Source organism: Nonomuraea sp. NPDC050202, assembly GCF_040656115.1.
Classification (GTDB): Bacteria; Actinomycetota; Actinomycetes; order Streptosporangiales; family Streptosporangiaceae; genus Nonomuraea.
On record NZ_JBFALF010000011.1, the window covers coordinates 216,564 to 231,608 of the forward strand.

Genomic DNA, 15,045 nt, shown 5'->3' on the forward strand with positions numbered 1-15,045 from the left:
TGCCTGCGTCCTGTTCCACGCCTTGCTGCTCATGCGCACCAGTCTCGCGGCGGCCAGCGACTCCCGCGGCCTCCGCGAGACCGCGAGCGGACCGGGACCGGGCCAGGCCGGGAGCGGACCGAGCCATAGGTCTGATCCGATGGTCAGTGCAGCGCGGCGGCGAGGGTGCGCCACTCCTTGCGCGGGAAGACGTCGGCATCGGCGGTGATCACCTGCACGCACACGTGATCGGCCCCGGCGGCGCGGTGCTCGTCCAGCCGTCGCAGGATCGCCTCCTCGTCCCCCCACGCGAACACGTCGTCGAACAGGCGGTCGCTCACCGAGGCCACCTCCTCGGGCGAGTAGCCGAGACGCAGCAGGTTGTTGGCGTAGTTCGGCAGGGCGAGGTAGCCCCGCAGCCAGCCGTCGCCGATCGCGCGCGCCTCCTCCCTGTCCGCGCACAGGATCACCGTCTGTTCCGGGAGCAGAAGCGGCCCCTCCCCCAGTGCCTCCCGCGCACGCCGGGTGTGCTCGGGGGTGACGAGGTAGGGGTGAGCGCCACGCGCCCGCTTGGCGGCCATGTCCAGCATCTTCGGGCCGAGCGCGGCCAGCACCCGGCTCTCGGCGGGAACCGGCTGATCCGCCCCGTCGAGCTCGTCGAGGAAGGCCGACATCGCCGCCAGCGGCTTGCGGTAGCGGCCCGGGTCCTGTTCGTTGTTGACCGCGACCGAGTGGCTCACGCCGATGCCCATCAGGAACCGGCCGTCGTGCTGCGCGGACAGCGACGCGAAGGAGGCGGCGACGCCGGCGGGGTCGTGCATCCAGAGGTTGAGAATGCCCGTGGCCACGACGATCTCGCGGGTCGCCGTCAGCAGGTTGCTGACCGCCTCGAAGATCGGCCCTCCGCCGTCCGGGAACCACAGGGCGCGAAATCCCAGCTCATCGAGCTCCGCGGCCGCGTCGGCGGCTTCGCCGGGATCGCCGTAACGCAGGTGGTGACTCCACACGCCCACACCGGAAAGATCCATGACAACCTCTCCCTCAGCCGGCACACGAGGTGACGGCCCAACCCTATCCATGAAGATCCCCTGCGCAGAAGCGGAGGGCTCTCCCCCGCGCGGGGGAGGCGTCTCCCCCGCGCACGGGAGTGCCGCCCGGCCGGCCGGTTCTACGGTCGGTGCCATGGTTGATTTCGATCGTCCGCGGCGCTGGCCGGCGTACGGGATGGCGCTGCTGCTGCTCGGGTATGCCGCGGGCAAGGCCGCCTTCGCCGTGCAGGCCCGGCTCGGGTTCCCCGGCGGGCCGCCGGTGCCGGCCGCCGAGGCCGCTGCCTACTTCCTGGACCCGGCGTTCGGGCAGTGGCTCGCGAGCGCGTCGGGGGTGCTGGGCGCGTGCGTCGCGCTGGCCACCGTCACGTCGCTCGGGCGCCGGGTGTCCAGGGCGCTGATGCTGGTCGTGCTGGCCGCGATGACGCTGGCCGTTCTCGGCGGCGGCGGGATCATGGTGCTGGACGGGTTCATCGGCATGGGGGTGGGATGGCGGTGGTACCACGGGGTTCTCGGCCTCGTCGCGATCGCCTTGACCGTGGAGATGTCGCGGTCGTACCTGGTGGCGACGCGTCCGGCGCGGCGGCGCGGCGCCAGCGCGGTGTCTGGCGCCGGCGGGTGAAGCGGCCTTGGTAGCTGGTCGCCGCACCGGCGAGTGAGGCGGCGCTGGTAGCTGGTCGCCGCACCGGCGGGTGGGGCGGCGCTGGTAGCTGGTCGCCACGCCGGCGGGTGGGGCTCAGGTCTGGGCGAGCTGGGCCACTCCCGAGCGCGGCGACGACAGCACCGGGACACCACCGCCCGCCTCCCCCACGATCCGCGCCATGGACGCCTGGGCCAGCACCACCACGTCCACCTTCGCCGCCAGCTCCCGGAACCCGTCGAGGACCAGCGTGTCGTGCCGGGCAGCGTCACCGGCCCGCAGCGCCTCGAACGCCCCCTCGCACAGCCGTGGCACGACCTCCCGTTCCGCCTCGCTCCGCGCCGCCGCCCGCTGGACCGCCCGGGCGGTGGGGCCGAGGGTGGTGGCGAGCGTGGCCAGCACGCCGATCCGGGCGCCTTCCCGTACGGCCTGCTCGGCCATGGGCTCGTCGATCCGCAGGATCGGCAGCGCGGCGAAGGGGCGCGCCCGCTCGGCCGCCTCGCCGATGGACGAGCAGGTCACCAGCAGCGTGCCCGCGCCGGACTCCTCGGCGTAGGCCGCGTACGCCACCACCCGGCGCAGCACGTGCGGCGGCGGGCCGCCGGCGGTGATGGTGTCCTGGAGCAGGCTCTCGTCCACGAAGTGCATGATCCGGGCGTCCGGCCGCACCTCGGCGGCCAGCTCGGCGAGGGGGGCGGCGAGCGCCGGCACGGTGTGCAGCATCGCGATCGTCACGCCGGCGCCCCCCGCAGGCCGATCCGCACTCACCGCGAGACGACTCGCAGGCCCATCCGCACTCGCCGCGAGACGGCTCGCCGGGCGCTCCGAACCCGTCGCAGGACGGCCCATCGGATCCTCCGAACCCGTCGCAGGACGACTCCCCAGAGGCTCCGAACCCGTCTCGGGGCGGCTCATCGGGCGGTCCAGGGGCGGGCGTGCTCGTCCACGATCGCCGCCAGCCCTTGCAGTCGGGGCACGGAACGGGAGCGCAGCTCGGCGGCCACGTCCTCGGATCCGACCACGTCGCTCCAGACGGCCCGCCCGGCCAGCATGCCCGACGCCCCGGCCCGGCAGGCGGCCCGGACGGCGGCGGGGAAGTCGTCGCGCTCCACGCCCTGGGAGAGCACGACCCACGGGACGGGGATCACCTCGTCGAGCCGCGCGCACTCCTCGGCCAGCCGCTCCTCCGGCGCCGCCCCGCCCAGCGGGACCTGCGCCTTGTACAGGCTCGGCCGCAGCCCGGCCAGTTCCCCGGCCGCCTCGCGGATCGCGGCGGGCCCGTCGAATCCGGCGGCTCCGGCGGCCGGCTTGGCGACGCCTTCGAGGACCGACAGCAGCCCGGCGTCCGCGCACCGCCGCACGAACTCGGCGGCGATCTCCAGCCGCCGCCCCCGCCGCTCGTCGTCACGCCAGATGAGCAGCAGCTTGGCCGCCACGGCCCCGGCCTCCCTGGCGGCGGCCAGGTCGACCCGCTCGTCGATCCCGGTGTCCTCCACCGGCCCGTCAGGCTCCTGGCGCAGGCTGTCCACGGCGACGATCAGCCCGCCTGGCACCATCCGCTCGGCGGCCACCTGCCCGAACCCGTAGTCCTGGTCGATGAGGAACCCGGACGCGTACGGCCCCACCTCCCGCGCCACCGCCAGCTTGAACGACGTCAGCCGGTCGTCCCCCACCCGCTCCCCGAGGGCCGCCGTGAACATCTGCCTGAGGCTCTCCCGCTGGTCCATCGCCACCATCGCGAACCCGCCGGACGGGCGGGCCAGCAGGTCGAGCGTCGGTGTGGTGATCTGCTGGGCGGTCATGCGTGCTCCTGTCGTCGCGGTGCTCGGGCTGAGGTGCGGAATCGGTCGTAGAGGGGCAGGTAGGCGGCCTGGAGCTCGGGGTCGGGTGGCAACCGTTCCGCGGGCAGCACGGGTACGTCGTCCAGCGAGCCGCCCGCCTGCCCGGCGATGAGCGCGGCTCCCGCGCAGACGGCGTCGTCGGCCCGCACCACCTGGACGGGCACGGGCGAGACGGCCGCCTTGACCCGCATCCAGAGCGGGATCCTGACCTGGCCGCCGAAGACGGCCAGGCGCTGGGGGGTGGTGCCGGTCAGGGCGGTGAGCTCGTCGAGGGTCCAGCGGGTGTGCAGGCAGGTGCCCTCGATGGCTGCCGCGAGCAGGTCGCCGGCGCCGTGCCCGGCCGCGATCCCGGACCAGGTCATCCGCCGGTCCCGGTCGGGCGCGGGGGCCATGCGGCCGCGCAGGTACGGCTCGACGACGATCCCGGTCGGCAACCGCACGTCCGCCAGCAGCCCGGGCAGCGCCGCATACCCACCGTTCCCGCTCTCGCCCCGGACGTCATCGTCCCCGCACCCGCCACCCGCGCCACCGGTGCCCGCCGACGCGGCGAGGGCAGCGAGCAGCCAGTCCACCACCGCGCCGCTCGTCGCCAGCCCGCCCACCAGCACCGTACGGGCCCCGTCCAGCGACGGATCCGCCGTCACCCCCAGTGCCGGCCCCGCATCCGGATCGGGCCGCTCCGCCGTCGGCATGATCACCGCCTCGGCCGTCCCCAGCGAGTCCGCCACGTCCCCCGGCCGCCGTATCCCCGCCGCCCACGCCCCCACCGCGTGATCGTGTCCCGCGATCAGCACCGGCGTGCCGGGGGGCACGCCGCTGATGCGCGCCACCACCCCGCCGACCGGCTCCACCGCCGGTTGGAGGGCGGGCAGCCGCGCGCCGCTCAGCCCGGCCAGGGCGAGCAGCTCCGCGTCGTACTCGCCGAGCTCGACGTGGTAGCCCAGCGTGCGCGCCGCCAGCGTGGCATGCGTGCGCAGCACCCCCGTGAGCGCGTACGCCACCGCGTCCGGCACGCTCGCCCACCACCGCATCGACCGGAGCACCTCCGGCGCCTGGTCCCGCAGCCACAGCCACTTGGCCAGCGGGGCCTTGGCGTCGGCCCACCGCCCGGTCCGCGCGTACAGGGTCCTGGCGTCCAGGTCGAGCTCCGCGATCTCCGCCGCGCCCCGGGGATCGTTCCACCACAGCAGCGGGGTGAGCGCCTGCCCGGACGCGTCGAGCGGCACGCCGGTCTCGGCCATGCCGGCGATCCCGATCGCCGCGGGCGCCCGTCCGGCCCGCTCCGCGCACTCCTCGAGCCCCTGCGCCACGGCGGCCACGAGTGCGGGCAGGTCGCGGGGCGTGGCCCGGCGCACGGCGGCCACGCAGCCGCCCCGCTCGTCGAAGAAGCCCACCTTGACGTGGGTGGTGCCCACGTCGATCCCGGCGGTCAGTGCCCGCGGAGTCCCCGGCGTCATGTTGTCACTATAAGTCCAGAAGTTGGCGTAAATGTGCCAACCTTTGAGCCATAATGCTCACATGAGCAGCGAAGGCACCCTCCGCTACACCTCGGCCCCGCACCGCCGCGAGGCGATCCTGCGCCGCGTCGAGCTGGACGGGTACGTCGCCGCCGCCGACCTGGTCACCGACCTGGGCGTCTCCCCCAACACCGTCCGCCGCGACCTGCGCAGGCTGGCCGAGGACGGCCTGATCAGGGTCGTACGCGGCGGTGCCACGGCGGCGGACGCGACCGCCCCGCCCTTCGCCGACCGCTCCGCCCAGGCCGCCGCCGCCAAGCGCGCGATCGCGGCCGCGGCCGTCGAGCACGTCGAGCCGGGCACGGCCGTGGCGCTCGACTCGGGCACCACGACCCTGGAGATCGCCAAGCTGCTGCCCGCCGACGCCGGTCTCACGGTGATCACCCACTCGCTGCCCGCCATCGCCGTGCTGGCCCCCCGGCCGGACATCACGCTCATCGGCATCGGCGGCCAGTACGGCAGGGACACGCGCTCCTTCGGCGGGCCCGAGACCCTGGCGGCGCTGGAGCACCTGAGCGTGCGCACGCTGTTCCTGGCCGCCACCGCGCTCGACGGCTCGGGCGTGTACGGGGCGACGCCGTACGAGGCCGAGACCAAGCGCCGCCTCGTCTCCATCGCCCGCAGGACGCTCGTCGTGGGCGACGCGCGCAAGTTCGCGCTGAGCGCCCCCATCCGGGTGTGCGGCTGGGAGGCGGCCGAGCGCCTGGTGACGGACGGCGTCCCGGCGGGCTTCGCGGGCGTCAGGGTGCAACTCGCGCCATAGGCCGGCCTGTGAGCGCTCACACGGGCTGACGCGGGCAACGCCGTCCCGGCGCGCCCATGACCGGCCGCAAGGGCGATCGCCTTTTCCCATAACGCATTCAATTCGGCCCCGCGAGAGGCGCGGCTCATTTCTGGATGCCAGGAAATCAGCAGGAAACAGGTCCTTGACAAACCTCACAGGCGGCCAATACTCTCCAGCCAAAATTTAATCGATTCAATCAGCGGAGCTCGTCACATGAGACCCCCCAGCAGCATCCGCCGCGCGTTAGCCTCGGGCCTGGCCGCCCTGCTCTGCCTGCCGCTCACGGCCCTGCCCGCGTCAGCCGACGCAGCGGGCGGCCACCGTGACGGCATCAGGCTCGAGCACCTCGACCGCGGCCTGGTCGCGGCCTCCACCAGCGAAGGCACCTTCCTGAGCTGGCGCCTTCTCGGCGACGAGGTGACCGGCGCCGGCGCCACGGGCATGACGGGCGCCGACTTCCGCGTCTACCGCGACGGCCGCCCGATCGCCACGGTGACCGACAGCACCAACTACCGCGACCCCGCCGGCACGGCCGCCTCCGAGTACCGGGTCGCCCCGATCGTCAAGGGCCGCGAGGGCCGCCGCAGCGCTGCGGCGAAGCCTTGGCTTAAAACGTTTCATGACCTTCCGCTGAAGAAGCCGGCCGACGGGGTGACCCCGATGGGCGAGGCCTACACGTACGCGGCCAACGACCTGAGCGTGGGCGACGTGGACGGCGACGGCCAGTACGAGTACGTGGTCAAGTGGGACCCGTCGAACTCCAAGGACGTCTCGCAGCGCGGCTACACCGGCAACACGTACCTGGACACCTACGAGCTGGACGGCACCCTGCGCTGGCGGCTCGACCTGGGCGTGAACATCCGCTCCGGCGCCCACTACACGCAGTTCCTGGTCTACGACTTCGACGGCGACGGCCGCTCGGAGACGATGCTCAAGACCGCCCCCGGCACGAAGATCATCCGCTACGGCTCCGACGGCCGGGTGGTGTCCGAGCGGTACGTCACGATGCCGCGCGAAGACCTCAAGGCCGGATACGCCAACACCGACGACTATCGAAAGAGTGCCGCAGACTATTTCGACCACGTTGTTGAAATGTTCGCGAAATGGCACGAGCACCCGGAGGTCGTCGCGGGGCGCTGGCCGGCCACGCTGGAAGAGGCGTTCGGCATCGAGAAGAAGTACGCCTACCCGCTCTCGCAGGCCGACGCGACCGAGCTGGCGAACTACTTCATCGACGTCTACGCGCCGAGCCGCAGCGGCAACAACCGGCTGCGGGAGTTCAACGGGTTCGTCCTGACCGGCCCCGAGTACCTGTCGGTGTTCGACGGCGCCACCGGGCGCGAGCTGCAGACGATCCACTACAAGCCCGGACGGGGCGACGACGGCCTGCTGTGGGGCGACTACGCGATGGCCAGGGTCGAGCCGGGCAACCGGGTGGACCGCTTCCTGTCCTCGGTCGCCTACCTCGACGGCAAGCGGCCCTCGGCGATCTTCGCGCGCGGCTACTACACCCGTACCACCCTGGTCGCCTACGACTGGAACGGCAGGCGGCTCAAGGAGCGCTGGTACGTCGACAGCGGCCACGCCCCGATGTCCAACCCGTTCAACTCCGGACCGCACGGCGTGGACGGGACCGACCCCGAGTACGCCAAGCTCACCACCCAGGGCTTCCACTCGATGAGCGCCGCCGACGTGGACGCCGACGGCAAGCAGGAGATCGTCTACGGCGCCGCCACCATCGACGACGACGGCGACCTGCTGTACTCCTCCTTCGCCGAGGGCCCGCCGACCGGCAACTTCCCCGGCCAGTCCATCCGCCTCGGCCACGGCGACGCCATGCACGTGGGCGACTTCGACCCCGACCGGCCCGGCCTGGAGATCTGGACGGTGCACGAGGGCGGCCGCTCGGCCCCGTACGGCTGGGCGCTGCGCGACGCGGCCACCGGCCAGGTCATCCACGGCGGCTACAGCGGCGTGGACACCGGCCGCGGCATGGCCGGCGACATCGACCCCGCCGTCCGCGGCGTCGAGAGCTGGTCGTCGATGCCGCCCGACCAGGCCGTCCAGGCGGGCCTGTGGTCGGCGCGCGGCGAGTACCTGGGCCGCAACGCGCCCGGCACGAACATGAGCATCCGCTGGGCCGCCGACATGACCACCCAGCTCGTCAACGGCACCGCCACCACCGTCCTGCAGACGCCGACCATCGACGACTACAGGCGCGGCACGCTGCTGACGGCCGAGGGCACGCTGACCAACAACTGGACCAAGGGCAACCCCGGCCTGGTGGCCGACGTGTTCGGCGACTGGCGCGAGGAACTGCTGGTCCGGACGGCCGACAGCAGCGCGGTCCGGGTGTATCTCAGCACCGAGCTGACCGACCGCAAGCTGTACACGCTGATGCACGACCCGCAGTACCGGGTCGAGGTGGCCCGCCAGCAGACGGCCTACAACCAGCCCGCCTACCCGAGCTTCTACTTCGGCTCGGACATCGACTGGTCGAAGGTCCCCGTACCCGGCCGCAGGTGACCCGGAGGGAGGGGCCGGCTCACGGGCCGGCCCCTCCCGAGGGCAGGCGCAGGCCGTGGCCGCGTGTCAGCCGGCCACGCCGCCGGCGAACGGCATCGTCCGCCACTGGTCCACGGCCGGCTTCACGTACTCCGCAAGCACGGGCAGTTGCGGCACGAGCGCGTGGACGGCGATGACCCGCAGCATGCCGACGGCGTTCACGAAGGCCATGACGTCCTGGTTCAGCGGCCTCATGCCGTTGCGCTCGGCGCCGCGGTTGTAGGCGGACTCGCACTCGGCGCCGAGAGCGGCCAGGTCCCACTCGACGGGGCCCAGCGTGACCAGCTCGAAGTCGGAGTAGAGGTCACCGTCCACCCCGGCGAAGATGTTCGCGGGCGGGGAGTCGCCGTGGACCGGCTGGAGGTCGATCCCCGGGAACGCGTTCTCGAACGCGGCGCGTGAGCGGACGAGAGGCTCCAGGACCTGCCACTCGCGGCGCGCGCGGTCCAGGTCGGCCGGATCGACGAGGCCGGGGTGCTCTTCGAGCAGGGCAAGGCTCTCCGTGACGAAGTGCGGCTCCGCGGCGGACAGGAACTCCAGCTCGCCGGGGTACGCACGCATCGCGGCGTGCAGGTCGGCGACGCTCTCCGCGTTCGCCGCGTAGTCGGGCTCCTTGTCCTGCTTCTCCTCGACGAACTGCCAGAACGTGATCGAGAAGCCGTCACGCTGGACGGGCTCCCGCGGCACCAGCGGGCTGGGCGGGATCACGGGGGTTCCCCGGTCCGCCAGCCACTGGGACACGTCCAGTTCCGCCTGCTGGCGCCGGGCCAGGAAGCCGAGGTCCGTCCGGGGCGGCAGGACGGTGGGGACCCGGGCCACGACCGGTGCGGGCGCGAGGTGGACGACGACGGAGAACAGGTCATGGAGCACCCTGGCGCCGGTCACGGTGAGGCCGAGGTCGCGGCCCGCTGCGACGGCGGCGTCGAGCGCGGCGGCGGTGCGGCCGGCGAGGTGCGACGGTGTCAGGAAGTCGGTCATCATCCGATCGTTCCACAGAGCCGGGGGTGCGATGACGGCTCACACGCCCGCGGCCGGCGGACGCGCGAAGAGGGCGCCCCCGAACGGGGAGCGCCCTCTTCGTCAAACGTCAGTGGCCGGCGTTCTTGACCGACACCTGCTGGGTCATGGTGCTGTTGTCCTTCTCGGACCAGGCACCGGTGGAGAAGGCCACCGGGAAGCTCTTCTTGCCGACACCGTCGCCCCACTTGGTCACGACATAGTCGATCTTGATGTGGCCCTCGCCGCCGACGCCGTCCACACCCAGGGTGTCCGGGTTGAACGTGCCGCCGGTCAGCTCGGCGAAGGTCTTGGCGTCCAGGTCGATCATGACCCCGCGGTTGGAGGGGTCGCCGGGGCCGCGGTCACCCACGAAGAAGGGCATCTTCTTGCCCTTGTAGACCACGTAGCCCTCGGTCATGAGCGGCCAGCTCGGGCTGGCGACCAGGCCCTTCTGCATGGGCTTGCCGGCGGCCGGGAGGCCGGTGTCACCGGCGCGGCCCGAGGCGTCGTCCCAGAAGTAGGAGGCAGTGGTCGAGCCCTTCAGCAGGCCCTTGTTCTGGTCGGTGTGGCCAGAGTCGGCGTGCGCCGCGGTCGAGCCAATGGTCAGCGCCGTGGCAGCGGAGGCGGCGAGCATGGCAATGGCACGCAGGCGAGCAGACATAGTAAAATAAGGTCCTTTGTTAGGGGACGGGACATGCGCTCGCTGGACGGACGTAGCCGGGCAGCACGCCGTACGGTCGCTACGTGGAGCGCAGGAGAATCCATGGATCAGGATTCGGGACCCGGGAGGCCTGGCCTTCCTTCCAGAGGTAAGGCGAAGGTCACTCGCCGGTAACAGGTACTAAGTTACCTACTCAAACCGGACAAAGGCAAACGAAACCCCATGAAACCGGCAAAGATCTACCCTCGCCGGTAAAGCCCTCACTGCACGTCCCGCCGCAGCACGCGCAGAACGCCTACGGCCATGGGGATGACGACCCACACCGCCACCGACGCGGCCAGCCGCACGGCGTCACCGCCGCCCATGTTCCCGTCCATGAGCGCGTTGCTCGCGGTGTTCAGATCCAGCCATTCGGCCAGCGTCCCGCCCACCGGGCCGAGCTGGGTCACGAAACCCCACAGCATGGGCCTGACCAGGTAGATCACTATTGCCGCCGGCGCGTTCAGCAGCAGCATGCCCATCGCCAGCCCCTCGGCGGTCGACAGGACGGCCACCGCCGTCCAGCCCAGCAACCGGGCCGGATCGAGCCCCCAGGTGGCCTCCACGCCCCGCACAGCGGCGGAGACGGCCGTCATCGGCACCGCCACCAGCAGCGCCGCCAGGCACGCCAGCACGGCCGCGCCCAGCACGGGCAGGCACTTGGCCGCCAGCACCCGCCCCCGCCGCGGCTCCAGCGTGAACGTGGTGAGGGCGGTGCGATGGCTCCACTCGCCCGTGACGGTGAGGATGCCGAGCACCGGCAGCAGCACGCCCATCGCGATCCCCGCGGTGTTCGCCAGGGTGTTCAGGTCGGCCGGTCCTGCGAACAGGCCGCGGCCAGCGACGAGCGCGAGCGCCACGGCGGCCAGGATCCCTGTCATGATCATGCTGGTGCGGGTGTCCAGCAGCTTCCGGGTCTCGACCCGGAGCAGGGTGCTGAAGGGGATGCGGCGCTCGGTCGTCATGCTGCGCTCCGATCGGGGTGAAGGGCTCATGCGGGGCTCCGGTCCGTGTGGGAGGTGAGCTCCAGGAACGTCTGTTCGAGGCTGCGGCCGCGGCCGAGCTCGGCGAGCGTGCCCTGGGCCAGCACCCGGCCGCCGCCGATCATCACGAGGCGATCGGCCACCTGCTCCACCTCGTACAGCAGGTGCGAGCTGAGCAGCACCGCGCACCCCGACCCGGCCAGGCCGCGCAACAGCCCGCGCATCCACTGGATGCCCTGCGGGTCCAGGCCGTTGGCGGGCTCGTCGAGGACGAGCGCCCTGGGCTGCCCGAGCAGGGCGTGGCCGATGCCGAGGCGCTGCCGCATGCCCAGCGAGTAGCCGCCGACGGCCCGCCTGCCCTCCTTGCCGGTCAGCCCCACCAGCTCCAGCACCTCGTCCACGCGCGACCTGGGCAGGCCGAGCATCATGGCGCCCAGGGTGAGCACCTCCCGCCCGCTGCGGCCGGGATGCTGGGCGCCGGCGTCCAGCAGCGTGCCGACGTCGTACCCGGGGCGCTCCAGCTCCGCGTACGGCCGCCCGAGCACGGTGGCCGACCCCGAGGTGGGGCGGCAGAGCCCGGCCAGGATGCGCATGGCCGTCGACTTACCCGCGCCGTTGGGCCCGAGGAACCCGGTCACGGTGCCGGGCGGGACCGCGAAGGACACCTCGTCCAGCGCCTTGGCCCCGTTGTACGTCTTGGTGACGCGGTGGAATTCGATCACGAGGGCAAGTCCATCGGAAAACGCCGCCAGGGCTCATCAAGCCTGAGTCGACGGTTTCCTTCCTCAGGGCGGCCCCGCCATCCGTGAAGGTGGACCGTGGTCGCCACGGCGGTGGACCAGGGTCTGCGCAGGCGTGGCCCTGGGGAGCTAAAGCGCAGGCCAAGCGGTCTCTAGGCTGGAGCCCGTGCACGACCTCCATCACCGGTCACAGGCCGCCGCCGAAGGCCCCCGCCCCTCCCTCAGGTCTCCGGACACGCTCGGCACCGTGCTCCTCTACCTGTGTGCCTCCGCCCCGCTCCTGACCGCCGCCCTCCTGCTGATCACCTGGTCCGCCCGCGAGGGTGAGGCCGGCGACGATCTCCCGATGAGGCTCCTCGACCTGGCGCTCGGCGCCGCGGGCCTGGTGCTGCTGCGGTGGCGGGCGCGGTGGCCGTGGCAGGTGGCGCTGCTCACGGCGGTGCCGACCGTCGTCTCCTGGTGTCTCAACGGCCCGGCCATCGTCGCGTTCGCCTCGCTGGCCGCGCACCGCCGCTGGCGGCAGGTGGTACCGGTCGGGGTGGTGTTCTGGCTGAGCATCATCGCCTCCACCCTCTGGTGGCAGAGCAACTGGCTGCTGACCGTTCTCTACGCGGTGGTCGGCGGCGTCGGGCTCACGGCGCTGACGGTCTTCGGCCTCTACCTGCGCGGGCGACGGGAGCTGGCCGAGGCGCAGCGGGCGGCCGAGGAGGCGGCGCAGGCGCAGCGGGTCGAGCAGGCCAAGCTGGCGGAACGGCTCAAGATCGCCCAGGAGATGCACGACGTCCTGGCGCACCGGATCTCGCTGCTGGCGATGCTCGCCGGCGGCCTCGCCTACCGCAAGGACCTGAGCCCCGAGCAGACGCGCGAGGCCGCGCTGGCCATCCAGGAGAACGCCCACCAGTCGCTCAACGAGCTGCGCGCCGTGCTCGGCACGCTGCGGCGCGGCAGCGGCGGCCCCGAGGCGCCACAGCCCACGCTGGACCACCTGGACGCCCTGTTCGCGGAGGTACGCGCCGCCGGTCAGCGGGTCGAGGTGGACGACTCGGTGGATCGCAGGGAGCTGCTGCCGGCGCAGACGGGGCGGCACGCGTACCGGATCGTTCAGGAGGCCCTCACCAACGCGCGCAAGCACGCCCCCGGCAGTTCCGTGCACGCCGAGATCGGCGGGCGGCCCGGGGCGGGGCTGCGGATCCGGGTGAGCAACCCGGCGCCCGCCGGCGCGCCTGCCGGGCCTGGCGGGCGGCTCGGGCTGGTCGGCCTGGCCGAACGCACGCGGATGGCCGGCGGCACCATCACCCACGACGTACGTGACGGGCGCTTCGTCCTGGACGCCCTGCTGCCGTGGGAGGCTTGACCCCGTGATCAGAGTGGTGATCGTCGATGACGACCCGATGGTGCGCACGGGGCTGCGCCTCATCCTGGGCGGCGAGCCCGACCTGGAGCTGGCCGGCGAGGCGGGCGACGGGAAGCAGGCCATGGCGGTGATCCGCGACCTGCGGCCCGACGTGGTGCTGATGGACATCCGGATGCCGGAGCAGGACGGCCTGACCACCACCGAGCTGCTGCTGGGCCGCCGCGACGCGCCCCGGATCCTGGTGCTGACCACGTTCGACGCCGACGACATGGTGCTGCGCGCGCTGCAGCTCGGGGCGAGCGGCTTCCTGCTGAAGGACACGCCGCCGCCGAAGATGATCGAGGCGGTGCGGGCCGTGGCGCGGGGCGAGCCGGTGCTGTCGCCGAGTGTCGCCCAGCAGGTGATCGCGGCGGCCACCGGCCGCTACGAGCCGCTGCGGCCGGAGGCGGCGCGGGAGCTGGAGGCGCTGACCGAGCGGGAGCGGGAGGTCGCGGTGGAGGTGGCCAGGGGGAGCTCCAACGCGGAGATCGCGCGGGATCTGTCGGTGAGCGTGGCCACGGTGAAGGCGAACATCACGCGCATCTTCGCCAAGCTGGGGACCGACAACCGGGTGGTCGTGGCCATGAAGGTGCGCGACGCGGGCCTGCTCTGAGCCGGAAGGCGGGTCGCTCCCCCGGTCGCCGGCGGGCAGGGCTCGCGCAGGCGTGCGCGCCACCCCGTCGGGCAGGACGCGCACCGGAAACGGATTCGCCTACGTACGCACCGGTTTCTGGCCGTGCGGCGCGGTGCTGCGGCGGACGATGAGGGTGGTGGCCAGCTCGATGCGGGTGCCGGCGGGGCCCTTCGGGTGGGTGAGCTCCTCGTACACGAGCCGGACCGCCTCGTTGGCCATGTCGTCGAGCGGCTGGCGGACGGTGGTGAGCGGCGGCGAGAGCGTCTCGCACAGCAGCGAGTCGTCGAAGCCGACGACGGACAGGTCGTCGGGCACGCGCAGGCCGCGCTCGGTGGCCGCCTGGTAGACGCCGGCGGCCTGCAGGTCGTTGCCGGCGAAGACGGCGGTGGGCGGGTCGTCGCGGTCGAGCAGCTCGCCGCCGTAGCTCTTGCCGCTGCCGACCAGGAAGTCGCCGTAGCGGGTGAGCGCGGGGTCGGAGTCGATCCCGAACGTGCGGTGCGCGGCCAGGTAACCCTCGTACCGGTCGAGCGTGCACTGCGTGTCGAGCGGCCCGCCGATGAAGGCGATCCTGGTGTGGCCGAGCTCCAGCAGGTGGGTGGTGGCCATGACGCCGCCCAGCCAGTTGGTGGCGCCGACGGTGGACAGGCGCGGGTCGCGCTGGCCGACCGGGTCGAGCAGGACGAGCGGCACGTGCAGCAACTCCTCGATGGCGGCGATCTCGCGCTGGTCGGCGCGGGAGAGCACCAGGACGATGCCGTCGGTGTTGCGCTTGCGCACCATCCCGATCCAGCGCCGCAGGTCGAAGTCGGCGCGTGCGGAGGAGGTCACGACGAGCGAGAAGCCCCACCGGGCCGCCGCCTTCTCCGCGCCGCTGATGAGCACCTGGGCCCACGGGGAGCCGAGCCCGTCGATGAGCAGGTCGACGACGCCGACGCGGGGCGCGGTGGGCGGGCGCGGGGCCTCGTAGCCGGAGCTCCTGACCGCTTCGAGGACCTTGTCCCTGGTGGCGGCGGAGACGTGTTTCTTGCCGCTCAGCACCTTGGACACCGTCGGCACCGAGACTCCGGCGGCGGCCGCGACGTCGGCCAGCGTGGCTCGAGGCACAGGACCTCCCGTGTGTTGAAACTTTCGGAAAACCCACCTGAAACTAGGCAGCGCCTTCACCAGGGAAATTGGGAAGCCGCCGCCATTTGGTACGCGCTGTTGACAGGGTTGCGAGCAGGA

General features: G+C 72.6%; 14 protein-coding genes. 5 read left to right on the forward strand and 9 right to left on the reverse strand.

Annotated elements, in window-relative coordinates; translation table 11 throughout:
- Positions 1-143: 143 nt before the first annotated feature.
- Complete coding sequence (locus AB0I79_RS28565) at positions 144-1,007, reverse strand: LLM class F420-dependent oxidoreductase (protein ID WP_357878851.1); 864 nt, start codon at positions 1,005-1,007, stop codon at positions 144-146.
- 154 nt (positions 1,008-1,161) lie between these two features.
- Here AB0I79_RS28565 and AB0I79_RS28570 point away from each other — a divergent pair, with 154 nt between their 5' ends.
- Entirely contained in the window at positions 1,162-1,647 is a 486-nt protein-coding gene (locus AB0I79_RS28570; RefSeq protein WP_357878854.1) for a hypothetical protein, read from the forward strand.
- 114 nt (positions 1,648-1,761) lie between these two features.
- Here the strand turns inward: AB0I79_RS28570 and AB0I79_RS28575 are convergent, their stop codons facing one another.
- The 3 genes from AB0I79_RS28575 to AB0I79_RS28585 form a co-directional block, all read right to left on the reverse strand.
- A complete protein-coding gene (locus AB0I79_RS28575) occupies positions 1,762-2,400 on the reverse strand; it encodes an aspartate/glutamate racemase family protein (RefSeq protein ID WP_357878857.1) in 639 nt (212 codons plus the stop codon).
- Between the two features lie 176 nt (positions 2,401-2,576).
- The gene (locus AB0I79_RS28580; RefSeq protein WP_357878860.1) at positions 2,577-3,467 is read right to left on the reverse strand and encodes a hypothetical protein; all 891 of its coding nucleotides are present in this window, start codon (positions 3,465-3,467) and stop codon (positions 2,577-2,579) included.
- The gene (locus tag AB0I79_RS28585) at positions 3,464-4,963 is read right to left on the reverse strand and encodes an FGGY family carbohydrate kinase (RefSeq protein WP_357878863.1); all 1,500 of its coding nucleotides are present in this window, start codon (positions 4,961-4,963) and stop codon (positions 3,464-3,466) included. Before AB0I79_RS28585 ends, AB0I79_RS28580 begins: the two co-directional genes overlap by 4 nt.
- Positions 4,964-5,024: 61 nt before the next feature.
- Between AB0I79_RS28585 and AB0I79_RS28590 the strand changes: the two genes are divergently transcribed.
- Together AB0I79_RS28590 and AB0I79_RS28595 are read left to right on the forward strand one after the other, a co-directional pair.
- Entirely contained in the window at positions 5,025-5,786 is a 762-nt protein-coding gene (locus AB0I79_RS28590) for a DeoR/GlpR family DNA-binding transcription regulator (RefSeq protein ID WP_357878866.1), read from the forward strand.
- Between the two features lie 234 nt (positions 5,787-6,020).
- On the forward strand, positions 6,021-8,333 hold the full coding sequence (locus AB0I79_RS28595) for a rhamnogalacturonan lyase (protein ID WP_357878869.1): 2,313 nt from the start codon (positions 6,021-6,023) through the stop codon (positions 8,331-8,333).
- 66 nt (positions 8,334-8,399) lie between these two features.
- On the opposite strand, the gene AB0I79_RS28600 is transcribed toward AB0I79_RS28595, so the two are convergent.
- The 4 genes from AB0I79_RS28600 to AB0I79_RS28615 form a co-directional block, all read right to left on the reverse strand.
- Positions 8,400-9,350 carry a phosphotransferase gene (locus AB0I79_RS28600; RefSeq protein ID WP_357879042.1) on the reverse strand — a complete coding sequence of 317 codons (951 nt, stop codon included), beginning with the start codon at positions 9,348-9,350 and terminating at the stop codon, positions 8,400-8,402.
- A 109-nt stretch (positions 9,351-9,459) separates the two neighbouring features.
- Positions 9,460-10,032, reverse strand: a complete 573-nt coding sequence (locus AB0I79_RS28605; protein WP_357878873.1) for a hypothetical protein — start codon at positions 10,030-10,032, stop codon at positions 9,460-9,462.
- Between the two features lie 260 nt (positions 10,033-10,292).
- Complete coding sequence (locus AB0I79_RS28610; RefSeq protein ID WP_357878877.1) at positions 10,293-11,036, reverse strand: hypothetical protein; 744 nt, start codon at positions 11,034-11,036, stop codon at positions 10,293-10,295.
- A 26-nt stretch (positions 11,037-11,062) separates the two neighbouring features.
- A complete protein-coding gene (locus AB0I79_RS28615) occupies positions 11,063-11,776 on the reverse strand; it encodes an ATP-binding cassette domain-containing protein (protein WP_357878881.1) in 714 nt (237 codons plus the stop codon).
- Between the two features lie 184 nt (positions 11,777-11,960).
- Here AB0I79_RS28615 and AB0I79_RS28620 point away from each other — a divergent pair, with 184 nt between their 5' ends.
- Positions 11,961-13,148 carry a histidine kinase gene (locus AB0I79_RS28620; RefSeq protein WP_357878884.1) on the forward strand — a complete coding sequence of 396 codons (1,188 nt, stop codon included), beginning with the start codon at positions 11,961-11,963 and terminating at the stop codon, positions 13,146-13,148.
- Positions 13,149-13,152: 4 nt separating this feature from the next.
- Positions 13,153-13,800 (forward strand): response regulator transcription factor, encoded by a 648-nt coding sequence (locus tag AB0I79_RS28625; RefSeq protein WP_357878886.1) that lies wholly within the window; start codon positions 13,153-13,155, stop codon positions 13,798-13,800.
- Positions 13,801-13,899: 99 nt separating this feature from the next.
- Here AB0I79_RS28625 and AB0I79_RS28630 read toward each other — a convergent pair whose 3' ends face one another.
- A complete protein-coding gene (locus tag AB0I79_RS28630) occupies positions 13,900-14,925 on the reverse strand; it encodes a substrate-binding domain-containing protein (protein ID WP_357878889.1) in 1,026 nt (341 codons plus the stop codon).
- Positions 14,926-15,045: the final 120 nt, after the last annotated feature.